Source organism: Haemophilus sputorum HK 2154 (assembly GCF_000287615.1).
Taxonomy (GTDB): Bacteria; Pseudomonadota; Gammaproteobacteria; order Enterobacterales; family Pasteurellaceae; genus Haemophilus_A; species Haemophilus_A sputorum.
Window position 1 is genome coordinate 43,301 of record NZ_ALJP01000003.1, and the last position, 19,901, is coordinate 63,201.

At 39.0% G+C, this 19,901-nt stretch carries 22 protein-coding genes and 1 pseudogene; 12 read left to right on the forward strand and 11 right to left on the reverse strand.

Annotation, left to right across the window (positions count from 1 at the left end):
* Window positions 1-45 precede the first annotated feature (45 nt).
* The 7 genes and pseudogenes from rseP to yhbY all read right to left on the reverse strand — a co-directional run bounded on the left by rseP (window position 46) and on the right by yhbY (window position 5,881).
* A complete protein-coding gene (gene rseP / locus HMPREF1128_RS00345) occupies window positions 46-1,359 on the reverse strand; it encodes an RIP metalloprotease RseP (RefSeq protein WP_035529837.1) in 1,314 nt (437 codons plus the stop codon).
* A gap of 5 nt (window positions 1,360-1,364) precedes the next feature.
* Entirely contained in the window at window positions 1,365-2,234 is an 870-nt protein-coding gene (locus HMPREF1128_RS00350) for a phosphatidate cytidylyltransferase (RefSeq protein WP_007523248.1), read from the reverse strand.
* A gap of 22 nt (window positions 2,235-2,256) precedes the next feature.
* Window positions 2,257-2,979: pseudogene (gene uppS, locus HMPREF1128_RS00355) on the reverse strand (polyprenyl diphosphate synthase); the annotation flags it as partial.
* Window positions 2,980-3,083: 104 nt separating this feature from the next.
* Window positions 3,084-3,791, reverse strand: coding sequence for a hydroxyacylglutathione hydrolase (gene gloB / locus HMPREF1128_RS00360; RefSeq protein ID WP_007522993.1), 708 nt, complete (start codon window positions 3,789-3,791; stop codon window positions 3,084-3,086).
* Window positions 3,792-3,847: 56 nt separating this feature from the next.
* Window positions 3,848-4,765 carry an N-acetylglucosamine kinase gene (nagK, locus tag HMPREF1128_RS00365; RefSeq protein WP_007523136.1) on the reverse strand — a complete coding sequence of 306 codons (918 nt, stop codon included), beginning with the start codon at window positions 4,763-4,765 and terminating at the stop codon, window positions 3,848-3,850.
* Window positions 4,762-5,502, reverse strand: coding sequence for a phosphatase PAP2 family protein (locus HMPREF1128_RS00370; protein ID WP_007523012.1), 741 nt, complete (start codon window positions 5,500-5,502; stop codon window positions 4,762-4,764). Before HMPREF1128_RS00370 ends, nagK begins: the two co-directional genes overlap by 4 nt.
* Before the next feature lie 64 nt (window positions 5,503-5,566).
* Window positions 5,567-5,881, reverse strand: a complete 315-nt coding sequence (yhbY, locus tag HMPREF1128_RS00375) for a ribosome assembly RNA-binding protein YhbY (protein WP_007523209.1) — start codon at window positions 5,879-5,881, stop codon at window positions 5,567-5,569.
* Window positions 5,882-5,982: 101 nt separating this feature from the next.
* Between yhbY and HMPREF1128_RS00380 the strand changes: the two genes are divergently transcribed.
* The gene (locus HMPREF1128_RS00380) at window positions 5,983-6,747 is read left to right on the forward strand and encodes a glycosyltransferase family 2 protein (protein WP_007523094.1); all 765 of its coding nucleotides are present in this window, start codon (window positions 5,983-5,985) and stop codon (window positions 6,745-6,747) included.
* Between the two features lie 44 nt (window positions 6,748-6,791).
* Here HMPREF1128_RS00380 and HMPREF1128_RS00385 read toward each other — a convergent pair whose 3' ends face one another.
* Window positions 6,792-7,169 (reverse strand): cytochrome b562, encoded by a 378-nt coding sequence (locus HMPREF1128_RS00385; RefSeq protein WP_007523267.1) that lies wholly within the window; start codon window positions 7,167-7,169, stop codon window positions 6,792-6,794.
* A 142-nt stretch (window positions 7,170-7,311) separates the two neighbouring features.
* Between HMPREF1128_RS00385 and trhP the strand changes: the two genes are divergently transcribed.
* From trhP to tdeA, 11 genes are all read left to right on the forward strand, one after another.
* Window positions 7,312-8,706, forward strand: a complete 1,395-nt coding sequence (gene trhP / locus HMPREF1128_RS00390) for a prephenate-dependent tRNA uridine(34) hydroxylase TrhP (protein ID WP_007523138.1) — start codon at window positions 7,312-7,314, stop codon at window positions 8,704-8,706.
* Window positions 8,707-8,824: 118 nt separating this feature from the next.
* On the forward strand, window positions 8,825-9,646 hold the full coding sequence (locus HMPREF1128_RS00395) for a hypothetical protein (protein ID WP_007523216.1): 822 nt from the start codon (window positions 8,825-8,827) through the stop codon (window positions 9,644-9,646).
* Between the two features lie 76 nt (window positions 9,647-9,722).
* Window positions 9,723-10,964 (forward strand): O-antigen ligase family protein, encoded by a 1,242-nt coding sequence (locus HMPREF1128_RS00400; protein ID WP_007523069.1) that lies wholly within the window; start codon window positions 9,723-9,725, stop codon window positions 10,962-10,964.
* Window positions 10,964-12,259 carry a lipid IV(A) 3-deoxy-D-manno-octulosonic acid transferase gene (waaA, locus tag HMPREF1128_RS00405; protein ID WP_007523178.1) on the forward strand — a complete coding sequence of 432 codons (1,296 nt, stop codon included), beginning with the start codon at window positions 10,964-10,966 and terminating at the stop codon, window positions 12,257-12,259. Before HMPREF1128_RS00400 ends, waaA begins: the two co-directional genes overlap by 1 nt.
* Window positions 12,246-12,728, forward strand: coding sequence for a pantetheine-phosphate adenylyltransferase (coaD, locus tag HMPREF1128_RS00410; protein ID WP_007523103.1), 483 nt, complete (start codon window positions 12,246-12,248; stop codon window positions 12,726-12,728). Before waaA ends, coaD begins: the two co-directional genes overlap by 14 nt.
* Entirely contained in the window at window positions 12,725-13,273 is a 549-nt protein-coding gene (gene orn, locus HMPREF1128_RS00415) for an oligoribonuclease (protein WP_007523173.1), read from the forward strand. The genes coaD and orn overlap by 4 nt, the downstream gene beginning before the upstream one ends.
* Before the next feature lie 87 nt (window positions 13,274-13,360).
* Window positions 13,361-13,852, forward strand: a complete 492-nt coding sequence (tsaE, locus tag HMPREF1128_RS00420) for a tRNA (adenosine(37)-N6)-threonylcarbamoyltransferase complex ATPase subunit type 1 TsaE (protein WP_007523022.1) — start codon at window positions 13,361-13,363, stop codon at window positions 13,850-13,852.
* A gap of 35 nt (window positions 13,853-13,887) precedes the next feature.
* The gene (locus tag HMPREF1128_RS00425; protein WP_007523191.1) at window positions 13,888-15,057 is read left to right on the forward strand and encodes an N-acetylmuramoyl-L-alanine amidase; all 1,170 of its coding nucleotides are present in this window, start codon (window positions 13,888-13,890) and stop codon (window positions 15,055-15,057) included.
* A gap of 97 nt (window positions 15,058-15,154) precedes the next feature.
* Window positions 15,155-15,628 carry a xanthine phosphoribosyltransferase gene (gpt, locus tag HMPREF1128_RS00430; RefSeq protein WP_007523041.1) on the forward strand — a complete coding sequence of 158 codons (474 nt, stop codon included), beginning with the start codon at window positions 15,155-15,157 and terminating at the stop codon, window positions 15,626-15,628.
* Between the two features lie 68 nt (window positions 15,629-15,696).
* The gene (gene gmk / locus HMPREF1128_RS00435) at window positions 15,697-16,320 is read left to right on the forward strand and encodes a guanylate kinase (protein WP_007523239.1); all 624 of its coding nucleotides are present in this window, start codon (window positions 15,697-15,699) and stop codon (window positions 16,318-16,320) included.
* A gap of 53 nt (window positions 16,321-16,373) precedes the next feature.
* A complete protein-coding gene (gene tdeA, locus HMPREF1128_RS00440) occupies window positions 16,374-17,765 on the forward strand; it encodes a toxin/drug exporter TdeA (protein WP_007522979.1) in 1,392 nt (463 codons plus the stop codon).
* Window positions 17,766-17,806: 41 nt separating this feature from the next.
* Here the strand turns inward: tdeA and HMPREF1128_RS00445 are convergent, their stop codons facing one another.
* From HMPREF1128_RS00445 to modB, 3 genes are read right to left on the reverse strand one after another with little or no spacing between them, the layout of a single operon-like run.
* Window positions 17,807-18,106 carry an RnfH family protein gene (locus tag HMPREF1128_RS00445; RefSeq protein ID WP_007523201.1) on the reverse strand — a complete coding sequence of 100 codons (300 nt, stop codon included), beginning with the start codon at window positions 18,104-18,106 and terminating at the stop codon, window positions 17,807-17,809.
* A 59-nt stretch (window positions 18,107-18,165) separates the two neighbouring features.
* Window positions 18,166-19,221, reverse strand: coding sequence for a molybdenum ABC transporter ATP-binding protein ModC (modC, locus tag HMPREF1128_RS00450; protein ID WP_007523277.1), 1,056 nt, complete (start codon window positions 19,219-19,221; stop codon window positions 18,166-18,168).
* Window positions 19,208-19,900 (reverse strand): molybdate ABC transporter permease subunit, encoded by a 693-nt coding sequence (modB, locus tag HMPREF1128_RS00455; RefSeq protein ID WP_007522985.1) that lies wholly within the window; start codon window positions 19,898-19,900, stop codon window positions 19,208-19,210. Before modB ends, modC begins: the two co-directional genes overlap by 14 nt.
* Between the last annotated feature and the right edge of the window lies 1 nt (window position 19,901).

The following is a 19,901-nucleotide window of genomic DNA, read 5'->3' on the forward strand; positions in this document are numbered from 1 at the left end:
CGATTTGCAAAATTACGCGCGGATTTGACCGCTTGTAACCTAAATTTAAAAGTGGATGACATCATTGATAAACGTAAATGCCATCAAACTTAATACCAAAACCATGCCAATTTGTTGATATGTTAATTGAACACGGCGGGAAAGCGGTTTACCTCTAATTGCTTCGCTGGCTAATAGAACCAATTGCCCACCATCTAAAGGTAAGATAGGGAAGAGATTCATAACACCAAGATTGACACTAATGAGTGCCATAAAACCTAAATAATAAATCCAGCCTGACTCAGCGCTCATACCTGCACCTTTGGCAATGGAAATTGCGCCGCCCATATTCTTTACAGAAATATCACCTGTGATTAAATTCCCAATAAAACTACAAATAGTTTTACTTAGCGAATAAACTTTCTCAAGGCTTTTGCTCAATGCTTCAAGAATACCATACTTTAATTCTGTACGATACTTGTCTGCAAGCAGTTCGTAGCTTGGGACAATGCCGATTAAGTAGCGTTCACCTTTTTTTTCTGGTTGGATGACAAACGTCATTTTTTCGGTTTCACGTTCAATTTCTAGTTCAACCGGTTCGCCAGTTTGAATTGCTTTAACCAATGTTTGCCACTCAAAAGGCTCATGGTTTATCGCCAAAATAGTATCATTAGCTTTAACCCCTGCTTTTTGCGCCGCAGAATCAGCTTGAACTTCTTTAATGACAGAGGTAATTTTGTTACCTTTTGGTCGAATCCCAATACTTGTAAGCGGATTTTCTTTGGTATTATCAATTTGCCAATGAGATAAATCCAATTCGAAATGCTGTAAATTAGCATCATCGATTAAGTGCCCAACTAGCGAAACTTTTTTGTGTCCAACTTCACTTAAAAGCGCTAAGGTCGCATCGTTCCAATCTCTTACAGGAGAACCAGCAATTTCTGTGATTTCAAGATCTTCCGGTAATTGCGCTGTAGCAGCAATACTGTTTGCAGAGACTTCAGCAATCACGGGTTTTACAGTTGGAAGACCATTTACAAAAATCAACCAATAGGCCATTAAAGCGAATAAAAAATTGGCTAATGGCCCGGCAAAAATAATGAATGCACGTTGAGCAATAGATTTTTGCGCTAAAGATTGATGCGCTTGCCCGTTAAATTCCGGCTCATCATTATACATTTGTACATAACCGCCTAGCGGAATAAGTGAAAATGCAAATTCAGTACCTTGTTTATCAGTTTTTTTGTAGAGCACTTTGCCAAAGCCGATGGAAAAGCGAATCACTTTGACACCACAGCGTCGGGCTGCCCAAAAGTGTCCGTATTCATGAACGAATACCAAGACACAAATTAAAATAAAAAATGCAATTATGGATGTCATTGAGCTTAAAGTACAAAGAAGAACATCGTTGCAAAGAATGGAATTGCAGCGGTTAGGCTATCAATTCTATCTAAAATTCCACCATGTCCTGGAATTAAATTACTACTGTCTTTAATGCCGGCTTGGCGTTTAAACATACTTTCTGCCAAATCACCTAAAATAGAAATCGCAACAGTTGCTACTGAAACTAAGATAAAGTAAGTTGTATTGAATTCACGCCCAAAAACATCAGTAGAGGCAAATTTTAAGAATGCAAAGGCAATAATAGAAGAAGTTAATAATCCGCCTAATGCACCTTCCCATGATTTACCTGGAGAGACTTTAGGGGCAAGTTTGCGTTTACCAAAAGCACGGCCGAAGAAATAAGCACCTGAATCAGCGCCCCAAACTAGCAAGCACACATAAAGCAATAAGTAAGTCCCTTGATATGGTGCTTGGTTGTAATGGTAGAAGCGTAAAGCTAAAAAGCCGATTAAAAACGGTAGTAAAGTGGCTAAGCCAAAAATAAATTTTGCGACAACAGATTTCATCCATAATGAAGCTGATTTTGGATACGAAACCACGAGAGCTAATGCAAAAATCCACCAAATACAGCCGATAAAGAGAACGGGTGCTGTTCCATCCGTAATAAATTTAGTGGCATTGATGTAATTGGTATTAGCCAAAATTAACAGTAATAAAATTGCCCCTGTTACTAAAGCAATCAACATACGTGAAACGGGGGTTTTAAACCCAACAAATTGAGCCCATTCCCACATACCTAATGATACGACCACTGTAACAATAATGGTTAATGGGAGTGGTGATAATAAGAAAATAGCGGCTAATACAGCAATTACCATAACGATGGCAGAAAGTATGCGTTCTTTTAGCATTTTTTAATATCCTTGTTAAAAATTAGCAGCCACCAAAACGGCGCTCGCGTTGTTGATAAGCAACAATCGCTTCGCTGAAGGTGTTGTCGTTAAAATCTGGCCAAAGCACAGGCGTAAAAAATAGTTCAGCATAAGCAATTTGCCAGAGCAAAAAGTTGCTAATACGTTGTTCACCACTAGTGCGAATCAATAAATCAACTTGCGGTTGGTTACCTGTTACCAACATTTGTTGAAAACGTTCAGGGGTAATCTCATCAGCATTGATTTCGCCTAGTTTCACTTTAATGGCAAGTTGCTGAGCTGCTTGAGTAATATCCCAATAGCTGCCGTAATTAGCCGCAATATTTAGTGTTAATCCGGTATTGTTGGCGGTTAAAGTCTCAGCTTCGTTAATGCGTTTTTGTAAACTTTCGCTGAACCCTTTTTTATCGCCTAGAATTTTTAATCGAATTTGATTTTTGTGCAGCTTTTTGACTTCGGAATCAAGCATTTTCATAAACAAGCTCATTAGTGCAGAAACCTCTGCAGCTGGTCGACTCCAGTTTTCACTACTGAAAGCGTATAAAGTTAACACTTCAATACCGTGTTTTGCTGCAAAACTTACGGCTGCACGAACGGCTTTCACGCCGTTTTGATGGCCGAAAACCCGCATTTTTCCTTGTTGTTTTGCCCAACGTCCGTTGCCATCCATAATAATGGCGACGTGTTTAGGCATATTTTGTGGGTCAAAATTCACCGTTTGCTCGCTTTGCTGACTATATCAAAAAATGGCTGTAACTATAACATAGGATAGCCAAAGAAGATAGAGAGGGCGGCAGATTCCTCAAGGTACCTGCCGAATGAAATGGGTTAAGCCTGATCTTTTTGTTGGCGAAGTGTAATAAATTGCGCTAAATCGACCGCTTGTAAGAATGGATTGATACTAAGCTCTTTTTCTAACGTAGTGGGTAACGTTGGTTGTTTTCGTGATTGTAGAATTTCCGCTCGCTCTTGTGCTTCAAATAATGCACAACTTGGTGGCATAACCTTTTCAGCAAAACGTAAATTGCTGATAGTGTATTCGTGTGCGGGAAAAATTTCGACAAAACTTGGTAGCGCTTTAAAGCGTTGAAGAGTATCAAATTGTGCTTGGTAATCGCCAGTAAAAACGCGTCCGCAACCGCCAGAGAACAGCGCATCCCCACAGAATAAATATTCGTTACCAAATAGATAGCTAATTTGTCCTTCAGTATGGCCAGCACTATCAATAATACGAACATCATAATCAAATAATGTTAAATGCGTTTCAGGTACCACGATTTCAGTTGCCCAGTTGGCACATTCTTCGGGGCCATAAATAGTTAAATGAGGATAATGAGCTTTGATTTCATCTACGCCACCCACGTGATCGCTGTGATGATGGGTAAGCAAACAAGCGGTCAAATTTAGTGAATGTTTTGCAAGGTAATCTAGCACAGGACGTGCTTCACTAGGGTCAACAATTATTGCTTGGTCGTTTTGCTGAATCAGCCAAATATAGTTATCACTGAGCGCTGGAATCGGAGTAATTTGTAACATAAATTTGCCTCGAAATAAGAAAAATCGCTTTATGGCAAGCCATAAAGCGATAGAGATTATTTTAAAAAGAGTGCAGCTGCACCGCGTGTGCCACCACTGTCGCCATGAATGGCTTTTTTAATCACAGGAACTTTAGCACTACGCATTAAATAAGGTGGCAGCACTTTTGGTAAAGCTTCATAAATATGGTCGAAGTTTGAAAGTCCACCACCGAATACAATCATATCTGGATCTAAAATGGTGATAAGCTGAGCAATAGAAATTGCCATCAGTTCAATGTATTTCTCAACAAATGCGACGACTTTTTCTTCTTTTTGGTAAAAACGCTCAATGATTTCTTTTGCTGAAATAGCTTCGCCAGCTAGATCTCTAAAGAGTAATTCAAAGCCACGCCCTGACATATAGGTATCTAAGCAAGCACGATTACCACAACCACATTCATAAATAGGGGCTTTATCCCAACCTAATAATTTTAGTGCATGGTAGCTTAATTGAGTATGGCCAACTTCTCCAGCCATGCCGATTCGTCCAGAATGAATTTTACCATCAAACACTAAGCCGCCGCCAAAACCAGTCCCAATAATTAACCCTAAAACGGTTGAATATTGTTGGTTATTTTCATCCCAAGCTTCAGAAAGGGCAAAGCAGTTAGCGTCGTTTTCAGCACGAACTTCACGACCTAAACGTTGGCTTAAATCTTTGAGAATAGGCTTACCATCAGCCACGCGAATATTGGTAATTTCAGCAATATCATTTTCACGGTTAACAAAACCAGGAATACCTAAGCCAACAGAACCTTTTTCTCCGAATTTTTCATCGGCATTACGCACGAGCTTTTCGATAGTAAATAGCCAATCTTCATAATTACTTTGTGGTGTAGGCACTCGTTCGCTATAAAGCTTCTCAAGCTGTTCGTTAAATACGGCTAGCTCAATTTTTGTGCCACCAATGTCAAGTCCGTAATAAATACTCATAATTCGCCTCGTTTTTTAAAAAGTGTGAATTTTTCTGCTAAAGGTATTCCCCATGTAAAGAGTACACAATGAAAGCCCCAAGCTAATAAAGTACTAATAAAAAGATCAATCGGGTAGTGCATACCAAATCGTACACGACTAATAAGCATTAGTGCTGACCAAACCACAATGATTCCCTGTGCTAAGCGAGCTGCTGGTGTTTTAATATTTAATAATAAGCCAACAAAAAGCAACATCCAAGAGACTGAAAAAATAGTATGACCAGAAGGGAAAGAATAACCGGTTTCGTTTTCTCGATGATGTACAATCAATGGGAAATCATGAGTTTGCTGTTGATAGTATTGAGTCACTAAATTAGCGCGTTCATCTCGAGTTAATTCATAAAATTGTTCAACGCGTTCAGGTGTTCCCATCATGCTGACAACGTAAGGTCTTGGTTCAGCAAATGTTGCTTTGGCGACCGTTTTAATGGCTTGCGTGCCAACCATAGAGGCTACACAAACTGAGCCAATTAACAGCCAGCTATAGCGTTTAGCAGAAAGCTTCATTAGCCAAAGTGTAAAAATCACGCAAGTAATTAACGCATAAGGCACAGATCCACTTTCAGTAAGAAAGTACATGAAGGTATCAAACCCTGCAATGAGATGGTTATCATTTTGCCAATGCCAGTCACTAAACCAAGTCGCAAGTGGAATACATAACATCAATGCAGTATAAAAAGAGAGTTTGTTAATCATAAGGATGTTAATAAAGTATAAAAAATGGGCGTAGATGCGATGCATTTGCCCATTTTATTGAAAATTAAATTGATTTTGTTGCTTTCGGAAGCGTGATTTTCTTCTCTTCGCTTTGGCGATAAAGGACTAAAATATGGCCGATAGTTTGTACATTGATGGCTTTGGTTTCACGCACAATCGCATCAATAATAAGCTGTTTAGTTTCGCGCTCAGCACCGGCAATTTTAACTTTGATTAGTTCATGGTGATCTAAAGCATTTTCAATTTCAGCTAATACGCCTTCAGTTAAACCGTTGCCACCCAGCATGACCACTGGGCTTAAATGATGTGCCAGTCCTTTTAAAAATTGTTTTTGTTTTGTAGTAAGTGTCATTGACATAAAGTTGCCTTTTAAATAAAGAAATTGTCATAGAAAATAGCACAAAGTCGCTATTTTTTAAAGTAGAATAGCAAAAATTCATTAGATGATAGGAAGATAAAATGCCGACATTAAGTGTTGCTATGATTGTAAAAAATGAAGCGCAAGATTTAGCGCAATGTCTTGAAACTGTAAAAGGTTGGGTAGATGAAATTGTAATTTTAGATAGCGGCAGTCAAGATAAAACAGCAGAAATTGCGGCACAATTTGGTGCAAAGTTTTATACCAATACAGATTGGCCTGGTTTTGGTAAACAACGCCAGCTTGCTCAGCAATATGTCACCAGTGATTATGTATTATGGCTAGATGCGGATGAGCGAGTCACGGAAACTTTAAAAGAGAGTATCTTACAAGCGGTCAAAAATAACAAACAAAATGCAGTTTATCGTCTTGCGCGTTTAAGTGAAGTGTTTGGACGGAAAATTTATCACAGTGGTTGGTATCCAGATTATGTTGTGCGTCTTTATCCAACAAATTTAGCTGGTTATGGTGATGAACTAGTGCATGAAAAAGTACATTATCCAAAAGGCACAGAAGTAATTAGCTTAAAAGGCGATTTGTTGCATTTCACTTATAAAAGCATTCATCACTATTTAGTGAAATCAGCGAATTATGCGCAAGCATGGTCAATTCAGCGTGCTAATCAAGGTAAGAAAGCCAGTCTTTTTGATGGCGTAACGCATGCGTTAGGATGTTTTATCAAAATGTATTTCCTTAAAGCAGGCTTTTTAGATGGGAAGCAAGGATTTCTGCTTGCAATCCTTTCCGCGCATTCCACCTTTGTAAAATATGCAGATTTATGGTTGCGTACGAAAAATAAGCGTTAGTCAAAAAGAAAGCCAATCAGGTTAAAAGCTGATTGGCTTTTGTATTATTTATATTCTTGATGATATTTCTTTTTCATCTCATCTAATACTGCAATGGTTTGTTTTGCTTCATCTAGCTTGCCTTGTTGGGCTTGAGAATCGGCTTTTTTAACAACATCAATCACTTCTTGAATGCCTGCTTGATAACCTTTTAAGCGGTTAGCATCCTCTTCAGCTGAAAGGCTAATTGGCGTTTTATTTTGCGCTTCTTGTGCTTGAGTCACAAAGATTTCTGCTGCTTGATGAAAAGCATCTGGGTTTTCAGCTTGAGTTAATGCGTTGAGTTGTTTTTTCATTTTAAACATTTCAGTCATCACGCCAGTTGCGAAGCTAAATGTAGATGCGCTCATTAACAGCGCAACGAGAAGAGTTTTGAATTTCATCATGTTTCCTATAGTTAAAGAGTGACATAAAATCGCATTTTAACCATCTATTGCTTGATAGAAAAGCCTATTTCTTAGAAAATAGACACTTTTACACTTTCCCACAAGGAAAGTCCTGACTTGTTATCAGAAGAGAACTCAAATGACTTTAAAATACGCTAAACCTGAACTGCTTTCACCGGCAGGAACATTAAAGAATATGCGCTATGCGTTTGCTTATGGGGCAGATGCGGTTTACGCAGGACAACCTCGTTACAGCTTACGTGTGCGTAACAATGAATTTAATCACGCTAACTTAAAAATTGCGATTGATGAAGCACATCAACTCGGTAAAAAATTCTATGTGGTTGTCAACATTGCACCACACAATTCAAAACTTAAAACTTTTATTAAAGATCTACAAGTTGTTGTAGATATGCAGCCGGATGCCCTAATTATGTCAGATCCGGGTTTGATTATGTTAGTGCGCGAACATTTTCCACAAATGGATATTCACCTTTCTGTGCAGGCGAACGCAGTAAACTGGGCAACGGTAAAATTTTGGAAACAAATGGGACTAACCCGCGTGATTTTATCGCGCGAGCTGTCATTAGAAGAAATTGAAGAAATTCGCCAACATGTACCAGATATTGAATTAGAAATTTTCGTTCATGGTGCATTATGCATGGCGTATTCTGGACGTTGTTTACTTTCAGGTTATATCAATAAGCGTGATCCAAACCAAGGCACCTGTACTAATGCGTGCCGTTGGGAATATAAAATGGAAGAAGGCACAACTGATGAAGTCGGCAATATTGTGCCAAAAGAGAGCGTGCAGAAATATGCGCCTGAAATTGAGGTGACGAATGTCGCACCAACCTTAGGTGAAGGCGCAACAACAGATAAAGTTTTCCTTTATACTGAACCGAATCGTCCTGATGAGCAAATGACTGCCTTTGAAGATGAACATGGCACTTATTTCATGAACTCAAAAGATTTGCGCGCGGTGCAACACGTTGAGCGTTTAACTCAAATGGGCGTCCATTCTTTAAAAATTGAAGGGCGTACAAAATCTTTCTACTACTGCGCGCGTACTGCGCAGGTTTATCGTAAAGCCATCGACGATGCGGCCGAAGGTAAACCGTTTGATACCTCTTTGTTAGATACTTTAGAATCTTTAGCGCATCGTGGTTATACCGAAGGTTTCTTACGTCGTCATACACATGATGAATATCAAAATTATGAATATGGTTATTCAATTTCAGAGCGTCAGCAATTTGTGGGCGAATTTACGGGTAAACGCAATGCAGAAGGCATGGCGGAAGTGGCAGTAAAAAACAAATTCCTTGTGGGTGATTCAGTTGAGATGATGACGCCAAAAGGCAATGTAGTATTTAAAATTGAACGAATGCTAAACCGTAAAAATGAATCCGTAGAAGCGGGCTTAGGGGATGGGCATTTCGTTTTCTTAGATGTGCCTGCGGATATTGAGTTAGATTTTGCACTATTGATGCGTAATTTAACTGACACCAATACGCGTAACCCGCATAAGGGCTAGATTTCAACAAGCGGTCGGATTTGTAAAATATTTTGCAAATTCGACCGCTTGCTGATGAGCCTTCCAACATCAAGTTATCATTTGATATTTTTAGTTATTTTACCTCACGGAGTTTTGTATGAGACGCTTTTTATTAGGATGTTTTTTAACCTTATTTTCCTCCACCATTTTTGCTCAGTTGAAAACGGATTTAGTCTTATTAAATTTGAAAGGGCCTGTCAAGAAATGGGAAACAAAATCGATCAATCCTAGTAACGCTTCGGTTTTGGAACATAAGATTACTTACTTTAATTCGCAGGGATTTAAAACGAAAGAAGAAACGCTCGGAAACTTTGCTCTGGTGCAGAGCTTTGTGTATGACGAGCAAGGACGTTTAGTCAAATCTTTTTGGAATGGAGATAGCGATGAGATCGAATATCTTTATCGCACTAATGCAGACGGAACATTAACGGTAACGCAGAAATGGAAAGCTAAAGATATTCCTAATGCAATCATCTCTGAAAATACCTATGATAAAAATGGCTTGTTAATCATTGAAAAAACGGCAGATGAATCTTGTGAAGAAAAGTGTGAGAAGCTTGAAAATGGTATGAATAAATATAGCCATCATTATGATGAACAGGGCAATCTTGTAGAAATTAAAAATGAGATTTTTGATAATGAATCCATCAAATTTACCAATAAATATGTTGATGGCAAATTAGTTGAACAAACCGAAACCAGCTATGGCAGCAAAGAAGTCAGGACTTTTGATGCCAATGGACATCTAATCAAACTTGAAGATTTTCCGCCTCATGGCTTTGGCGATGGTAGTTCGTCTTCTATAAAAGTTTGGAAAAATACCGTAGATAATTACGGTAATGTGCTAAAAATTGAGACGTTTGATGAGAGCAATAACTCTAGCAGCACAATTGTTGAAAATTCATATGAGTATTATTAGTTCAAAATAATCTGATAATGAATTTGGATAAAATTTCAGTATAATTGATCTTATTTTCTTTTATTTCGAGCGGCTTATGCTAAATCAACAATTTTCTCTTGATCGTATTTTATCTGGGCTAATTGCGCTCTTTTTTGTGTTGATCCTTCAAGCAAAATGGAGTTATAGCGTCTTACCCATCCTTTTAGCATTGGTTGGCGTGTATTTTTATGTTAAGCAACCTTCCAAGCGTCCAAACTTTGATCGAATGGATAAATGGTTGATTGGTAGCATCTTATTTTATTTTGCGCTATTTGTGGCTTCATTGTTGATTCATGGCGGCAAAGTGAGAGAGCTAGATTTAGCAAGCCGCACCTTGTTATGTGTGCCTATTATTATGTTGTGCTATCAACGTATATTAGCGCAGAAAATGATTGTACAAGGTATTGCAGTAGGTGGAATTTTTGCTGGGATCATTGCTAGTTGGCAAGTATTTGCACAAGACATTGAAAGACCATTTCCTTCTTTTATGCATATTCAAGCGGGTGATATTGCGATGTCGCTTGCGATTTTTGCTTTTGCCAGCTTATTTTATTTTCTCTCGCAAAAACAGAAAATTGGTATTGCACTTAGCCTTTTAGGCATGCTTGGTGCGTTATTAGCCAGCTTTTTAACTACTGCGCGTGGCGCTTGGATTGGCGCACCTGTCGTTATGCTATTGATATTTTGGTGGAACCGCAAAATGGTTTCTAAATGGATTTCAGTGGCAGTACTTGCGGTGGTATTAGTCTGTGGTGTTGCAGCAAATAATGTTATCCAGAAACGTTATGCTGAAGCAGAACAAGATATTGCCGCATATATTGAACGCAATGATGGCAATACTTCCTTAGGTGCGCGTTTTGATATGTGGAAGAGTGCTTGGCTTGGCATTCAAGAAAAACCGATTTTTGGTTGGGGGCTAGAGGGCGTAAAAGAGATGCGCCAACAGCACTTACAAGAAGGTCGAATTTCTGCCTATGCGGCGCAATTTGCGCATGCTCATAACCAATTTTTACATGATGCCTCAGTACGTGGCCTGTTTGGTTTTAGCGCATTATTACTTGTTTTCTTTATGCCATTGATTGCGTTTTGGCGTAACTTGAGAACGGCAGCGCAAGGTAGCCTGAAACAGCTTTGGAATATTCTAGGAGCGAGTCATATTTTATTAACGATGAGTTATTGTCTCTCACAAGCCTTTTTTATGCATAATTCTGGCACTATGTTTTATTTCACGACCTTAGCGCTCTTTTGGGGTTTGCAAAAAAATGCAGAAAATCGACCGCTTGCGGAGCGTCAGTAATGTTGCGCTATTGTTATACCTTACTGAGTTATCTTATTCAGCCACTCATTTTATTTTTTATGTGGCGAAAAAGCTGGAAACAACCGGAATATCGGGCGCGTTTAGCTGAGCGTTATGGTTTTTATGGCAATGTAATCCCGCCATCAGCGAAAGGGGTGGTTATTCATGCTGCTTCGGTAGGAGAAGTGATTGCCGCGACCCCTTTAATTAAAGCGGTTCAAGCAAAATATCCTCAGTTAGCGGTAACTATTACCACTGTTACACCAACGGGTTCAGAAAGGGTTAAAGCCGCATTTGGCAATTCAGTTTCGCATTTTTATTTACCTTATGATCTGCCAGGTGCGATAGAGCGTTTTATTACTTTTATCGATCCTAAATTGATGATCGTGATTGAAACAGAATTATGGCCGAATCTGATTCGTCGTTTGTATCAGCATCACATTCCATTTGTTTTGGCTAATGCCAGACTATCTCCTCGTTCAGCCAAACGTTATGGTTGGGTGAAATCGGGTATCCATAATATGCTGCATGAGATCTCATTACTCATGGCACAAGATAGCGTAAGCGCCGATCGTTATTTGGCATTAGGTTTCCCGCCTGAAAAATTGGTGACAACGGGTAATCTGAAATTTGATTTAGAAATCGATGAGGCACTGCGTAAAACAGTGATTGATACAGCACATGAACTAAACGTGCATTATCGTCCTATTTGGATTGCAGGCAGTACCCATGAAGGTGAGGAAAAAATTATTTTAGAAGCGCATCAAGCGTTGCTAGAAAAACATCCTAATCTTGTCTTGATTTTAGTTCCTCGTCATCCAGAACGGTTTGCTGATGTGGAAACGTTAATTCAAAAATCTGGTTTAGCTTATGTGAAACGCACTGAACAAACAGTCCTTTCAGGAAGCACCCAAGTACTTTTAGGCGATACAATGGGTGAGATGATGTTACTTTATGGTTTATCGAAAGTGGCTTTTGTTGGGGGCAGTTTAGTAAAACATGGTGGGCATAATCCACTTGAGCCGATTGCTTTCGAGTTGCCTGTGATTTCTGGTGTTTATACTTATAATTTTCCAGAAATTTTTGCCAAACTCGCTGAGGTAAAAGGATTTGTTGAAGTCAACAGTGATACGCAATCGCTCGTGCAAGCGGTTGAATTTTTATTAGAAAATCGTGACGCGCGTAAAACAATTGCCACGGCAGGCTTTAGTGTACTACAAGAAAACCAAGGGGCATTAGAGCGCCATTTAGCTTTACTTGCGCCTTATTTAGAGAAGAATAATGAAAGAAATTAGTATTTATGCGGGAACATTTGACCCAATTAGTCATGGGCATTTAAATATTATTGAGCGTGCAGCAAGATTGTTTGATCAGGTCATTGTGGCAGTGGCGAAAAATCCGAGCAAGCAGCCGCTGTTTAGTTTAGAAGAACGTGTTTCTCTTGTGGAGCAAAGTTGTGCACATTTAACAAATGTGCAAGCGGTCGGATTTAGTGGATTGCTTGCAGATTTTGCTAAGCAGCATCAAGCAAAAACCTTGATCCGAGGTATTCGTGGTAGTGATGATGTGGAATATGAAATTCAGCTGGCACAGCTAAATAATCAATTAGCAGGGGAATTAGAAACGATTTTTTTTCCACCTTCAGTCACTTGGCGCTATCTGTCATCAACGATGATTCGAGAAATTTACAAACATCATGGCGATATTGCTCCTTTTGTGCCAGAGGTAGTGATGCAAGCATTAGTGAATAAGGAAAAATTATGAGTCAAGATAAGCAAAATTTAATCTGGATCGATTTAGAAATGACAGGGCTTGATCCAGAAAAAGAACGTATTATTGAAATTGCGACTATTGTAACGGATAAAGATCTCAATATTTTGGCGGAAGGCCCTGTACTTGCCGTGAAGCAATCGGATGAATTATTAGCAAAAATGAGTGATTGGTGTGTAAAAACGCATACGGAAAATGGCTTAATTGAGCGCGTTAAAGCGAGTAAATTAACCGAACGCGCCGCTGAATTGCAAACGTTAGACTTCCTCAAACGCTGGGTACCTAAAGGGGCTTCCCCTATTTGTGGCAATAGTGTCGCGCAAGATAAACGCTTTTTGTTTAAATATATGCCCGACCTTGCAGACTATTTCCACTATCGCTATTTAGATGTGAGCACATTAAAAGAGTTAGCGAGTCGCTGGAAGCCGGAGATGTTAAAAGGCTTTAAAAAGCAGAATACGCACTTGGCGTTAGATGATATTCGAGAGTCAATTAACGAATTAAAATTTTATCGTGAACATTTTATTCGTTTAGATTAAACCAAATTAAGATATGATGGTCCAAAAGTCGATGCGTTGCTCTGTTATTGTGATGCATTCGGCTTTACCATGAACAAGAGAGATATAATGAAAGATTTTCTTTCTTTTTCTTTTCCGGAAGAAGCCCAATTACTTACCTTTGGCGAGCATTTAGCCGAAGTTTTTAAAGCCTATTTAGCAGAAGATAGTACGCACTCATTAGTAGTTTACTTAAACGGTGAATTAGGGGCGGGAAAAACGACACTGACGCGCCGTATTGTGCAAAGCTTTGGTCACCCAGGTAATGTGAAAAGCCCAACTTATACGCTGGTAGAAGAGTATGCGCTCCCACCATATCATTTGTACCATTTTGATTTATATCGCCTAGCCGATCCCGAAGAATTGGAGTTTATGGGCATTCGGGATTATTTCCGTGCGCAGACATTATGTTTATTAGAATGGGCAAGTAAAGGCGAGGGTATGATTCCATCGGCTGATTTGATTATTCAAATCGATTATGAAGGTGAAGGACGCCGAATTACACTTAATCCACAAACTGATGTGATTGCACAACTGCTTGCAAAATTATCACCAAATTAGACCGCTTGATCGTTAAGTTTTTATTAGGACATAGAATGAATAGTTTTAAAAACCGTTTTTTTATGATGTTATTTGCCTGCTTGATTAGCGGGCTAAGTATTGCCAAAACCGTAGTTGCAATTGATGCTGGGCATGGTGGAAAAGACCCAGGCGCAATTGGGAGTACGCTTGGGATTAAAGAAAAAACGGTAACACTTGCCATTGCTAAAGAATTAAAAGCGTTGTTAGATGCCGATCCCAATTTTAAAGCAGTAATGACGCGTAGTGGTGATTATTTCATTCAACTACCAGAACGTACTGAAATTGCGCGTAAACATAAAGCGAATTATCTAGTTTCTATTCATGCGGACTCATCTCCAACTTCTTCGAGTATGAAAGGTGCTTCAGTTTGGGTATTATCTAATCGTCGTGCGAGCGATGAGATGGGAAAATGGTTGGAAGAGAGTGAAAAACAATCGGAGCTATTAGGTGGCGCAGGCCGAATTTTATCTAACAATAATGAAAAATATTTTAATCAGACCGTGTTAGACCTTCAGTTCTCACACGCTCAACGTTCAGGTTATGAATTAGGGAAAACTGTCCTTTCTCGCTTGTCTCCATTTGTGAGTTTGGCTAAATCTTCTCCGCAGCATGCAAGCTTAAGCGTATTACGTTCGCCAGATATTACTTCTATTTTGGTGGAAACAGGTTTCTTATCAAATCCTGCGGAAGAACAAAAACTGGCTAGCCCAACTTATCGCAAGATGATTGCAAAATCAATTTATTATGGTTTAGTTGCATATCGTAACCGCCATTTAGGCATTTCGAATCCGAAAGGCGTTAATGTTTTGGATACGGAAAAAACTGAAAAATCAGAAAAAGCGGATAAAAAAGAGAAAGTAAAAGAAAAAGCTAGCGAAAAAGAAACAAGCAAAGATAAGAAAAATAATGAAAAATCTACTCGTGAAAAATCGACTGATAAAAATAGCAAAGTAGAAGATAAGAATGTAAAAGAAAAAGCCAAAGTAAATAAAGACGAGAAAAAAGAGGAAAAATTAGAGCGTAAAGAGATTAAAAAATCAACGAATGGTTACCATGTTGTTGCCCAAGATGAAACGCTTTACTCTATTGCTAGAGCTTATAACACGACACCAGAAAAGTTAAGCCAGCTCAATAATATAAAAAATAACCAAATTACCGTAGGCAAAAAACTGAAAGTAAAATAGTCGCTTGAGAATATTAGCCTAATGCGAAAAATTAGGGTAAAATACGACAATTTTTTTAATTCGGTATGCTTGCCGATAAGACCTTTAGGAATCAATTATGAGTGAAAAATACACTAATGAAAAATATGTGGTAACTTGGGACATGTTCCATATGCACGCCCGTAAATTAGCGGAGCGTCTTTTACCTGCAACGCAATGGAAAGGTATTATTGCGGTAAGCCGTGGCGGTTTATTCCCTGCAGCTGTTTTAGCGCGTGAATTAAGTTTACGTCACGTAGAAACTGTGTGTGTAGCAAGTTATGATCATGATAATCAAGGTGAATTAAACGTGTTGCACGCAGCCCAAACTGATGGTGAAGGTTTTATCGTAGTTGATGATTTAGTGGATACAGGTAACACTGCGCGTGAAATTCGTAAAATGTATCCAAAAGCTAAATTTGTAACAGTATTTGCAAAACCAGCTGGTGCACCATTAGTGGATGATTACGTTATTGATATTCCACAAGAAACTTGGATTGAACAGCCGTGGGATTTAGGTATTACCTTCGTTCCACCTCTTGCGAAAAAATAATCAATAAAAAGGTGAGGTGCAACTTGTTGCACCTTTGTTTTTAGTTGGCATACTACAAGTAGGTTTATATGCGTTTAGGTAATCTTTATATTCTTTCTGCCCCAAGTGGCGCCGGCAAATCTTCCCTTATTAACGCTTTACTTGCCGATTTGCCTCGTCATGAAGTCCAACTTTCTATTTCTCATACCACTCGCCAACCACGTCCAGCAGAAGAAGATGGCGTACATTATTATTTTACTTGCCATACAGAATTCGAATCACTTATTGAAAAAGGCCATTTTTTAGAGTGGGCAGAAGTTTTTGGGAATTATTATGGTACATCATTACCGATGATTGAGCGCTCGCTTGAACAAGGGATTGATGTCTTTTTAGATATTGATTGGCAAGGCGCGCGTCAAATTCGAGAAAAAGTGCCGAATGTCAAAACTATTTTTATTTTGCCTCCTTCTCGCGAAGAACTTGAACAACGTCTTATCGGGCGTGGCCAAGATTCTGCTGAAACTATCAGCAAACGTATGGCGGAAGCTGAGTCAGAAATGAGTCATTATGATGAGTTTGACTATGTCATTATCAATGATGATTTCAATCAAGCATTAAGTGAATTAAAAGCCATTTTAACCGCAGAACGTCTTAAATTAGTGCCACAAAAAATTCGTCATCAAGCGTTAATTAACCAATTATTGGCAAAGTAAGCGGTCGTTTTTCTGGCAAGATTTACAAAATTTTTAACAACAGTAGGGATAACATGAAATTATCAAAATTAGCTTTTTCTGTTGTGTTAGGGCTTGCTGTTTCTGCATGTTCTAACCAAATGAGCAAAGATGGTTCGTTAGAAGCTGCTCAACAAGATTATCAAAACTATGAAGAAATTACCAAGCAGTTCTCAATCAATGAACAATGGTGGCGTGGTTATAACGATAGCCAATTAAATAGCTTAGTCGATGAAGCCATTGCTAATAACTTGAATTTAGCGAAAAGTGCGATTGCAGTAAATAAAGCGTTATACAATGCGAATTTAGTGGGTGCAAATTTAATTCCAACCTTTAGCGGATCAGGTTCTGCTTCCGCAGCAAAAGGTTTGGGCAGCAGCTCAAATGAAAGATCGGTTGGCACTTCAACCATTACTAATACTGCAACCTTTAGCTTAAGTTATACTGTTGATTTATGGCGTCGTTTAGCTGATACAGCAAGCGCGGCTGAGTGGGAACATAAAGCGACGATCGAAGATTTAAAATCAACGCGTTTATCGTTAATCAATTCTGTGGTGGCAACCTATTATCAGATTGCGTACTACAAAGATGCGATTGCAGTGACAGAACGTACGATTAAGAACTACGAAAGCATTGCCAATATTTTAAACAATAAATTAGCCGCAGGTGCAATCGATCCATTAGCCGTAGAACAAGCACAGCAAGCAACGCTTAATGCGCGTAATAATGTGATTAGTTTACGTGCAAATTTAAAAATTGCAGAGCAAACCTTGCGTAACTTGTTGAATTTAAAACCAAATCAACCGTTACCAGCGAAATATCCAAGTATTTTGAGCGTGAAATTACAAGGTGTGGATACGAATGTGCCAGTATCGGTGATTGCAAATCGCCCTGATGTGACGGCGGCACTTCAACGTTTACAAAGCCAATTTAACACGCTAACTGCAACAGAGAAGAGTTGGTTCCCAACATTAACGTTAGGTGCTTCTTTATCAAGTAGTGCTTCAAAAGTGCGTGATGTGGGCGATAATCCAGTCGGCAGTGGTGTTATTTCATTAAGCCTACCATTCTTAGATTGGGCGCGTGTGCAAAATAACATTAAAGTATCAGAGCAAAATTATTTAACAACCCGTGCAAATTACGAGCAAACCGTAACAACTGCGTTAAATGAAATTGATCGTTACTACTACACTTATCAGCAATCACGCAATAGCTTAGCGACTTTACAAAAAGTACATGAGCATAATAAGAAAATTACTCAGTACTATAAAAATCGCTACGATGCGGGTTTATCAGAATTCCGTTTATGGATTGCGGCGATGAATACAGAGTTGAATTCACAACTTTCGATTTTGAACCAAAAATATACCATTTTAACGAACGAGAATTTAGTTTATCAGGCAATGGCTGGCAAATACGCTCGCTAAAGCGAAAAAAGAAGGCGAAAGCCTTCTTTTTATTTTTATGATTATTTAGATTTTGCTGCTTGTTCTTGTGCGCGTTGACGTCGAATTTCTTTTGGATCAGCAAGCAATGGTCGATAAATTTCAATACGGTCGCCATCATTTACCATATCAGTTAATTTAACCGAACGACTAAAAATCCCTACCTTGTTTTTCCGTAAATCAATCTCAGTATATTTCTCTAACACGCCTGATTGCAAAATGACATTTTGCACAGTAGTTGGTGCGCTAAGTGTGACTTTCTTTAAGAAATAACGATCAGGATAAGCGTAAATCACTTCTACAACACATTTTTCTTCCGACATCTTTTTCCCTCTTTACAAGCGGTCATATTTTACTGAGATTTTGCCAATCAACCAACAAGCTATAACGAAACTGTTTTAATTTGAATATAAACAGATTGCCCAATGGTTAATGCCATTTCATCAAACGACCAAAGGCTAATGCTTGCCCAAATCGTTTCTGAACCAATTTTTACTGCGATATCAACGCGATCTTGTTGTTCTTCAATCTCAACAATTTCACCTTTGAGAATGTTACGAATTGAGCTATATTGCGGTTTTTCTAAGACTATTGAAACGTCTTTACTTGCAATAGTCAGGCGAAGTTTTTCCCCGAATTGATAACGTGGCAATACGGGAATCCAAAGGTGTTGCTGCGCAATCGCTAAACCTAACATATGATATTCAGGCTGATGTTGGCTAATCGGTAATTCCAATAAGCTCATTTTTTGTGAATCGGGCTGCCAATCGGCAAAAATTGGGCTATGCCATACATGATTAACCGTGTCAAAAGCAACGATTTTACCACGTTCAATCAGAATCAGTCTGTCCGCTAAGCGAACGATCTCATCTAGGCTATGGGTAACATAGAGAATGGGGATTGCTACACTTTTAGCTAACGTCGCTAAATAGTCAAGTAACTCTTTTTTACGAGGCAGATCGAGTGCAGAAAGTGGTTCATCCATCAGTAGAATATCGGGCTGACTTAATAGCGCGCGACCAATGGCGACCCGCTGTTTTTCTCCACCGGATAAACCAGCAGGATAGCGAGCTAATAAAGATTCAATACCCAGCAACTGGATGATTTGCTTAAAGTGTGCATTATCTGCATACTTCACACCATACTTGAGATTTTTCTCAATGGTGTAATGGGGGAATAATCTTGGCTCTTGAAAAACATAGCCAATCTTACGTTTTTCAGGTGGCAAATTGATACCTGCTTGGCTATCAAATAACACTTTTTCACCAAGTGTAATACGGCCAGAATCTGGGTGACTAAGTCCGGCGACTAAATTGATTAAGCTAGATTTTCCTGCACCCGAACGCCCAAAAATTGCAGTCACACCTTGTGCAGGAATTTCAAGATTGGCTTCAAGCGATAATTCGCCTAATTGTTGGGTAAGATTAAGCTTGAGCATAGCGTTTTTGTCTCTGAGCAAGCCATTCTGAAGCGAATAAGGCTAATAGGGAAATACCGATCGCAACCAGACAAAGGCGAGCGGCTGCAAGTTCGCCATTCGGCGTTTCAATGAAGGTAAATAGCGCGGCTGGAATAGTTTGCGTTTGATTCGGTATGTTGGATACAAAGGTAATTGTTGCGCCAAATTCACCTAAAGAGCGAGCGAAACCAAGAACCGCACCTGCAATAATGCCAGAAAATGAAAGTGGTAAAGTTAGCGTAAAAAAGACCTTTAATGGGCTGGCACCTAGCGTTCTTGCTGCTTGTTCTAATTTAATATCTACGGCATCTAATGCTAAACGAATTGAGCGTACCATCAACGGAAACGCCATTACCATTGAGGCTAATACGGCACCTTTCCAAGAAAAGCTGAAAGAGAAATTGAACCACTCCCATAAGAATTGACCAATTACGCCGCGTTTTGCCATTGAAATAAGCAGTAAATAACCAATCACAACAGGCGGAAGAACTAATGGCAAATGGACAATGCCATTTAGTAAATTTTTACCCCAGAACTCTTTTCGAGAGAGTAACCACGCAATAGCAATGGCAAAAGGTAAAGAAAAAATGACCGCTATACTGGCAATTTTCAAGCTCAACCAAATTGCGGCAATTTCTTGTGGACTAAATTCAAACATA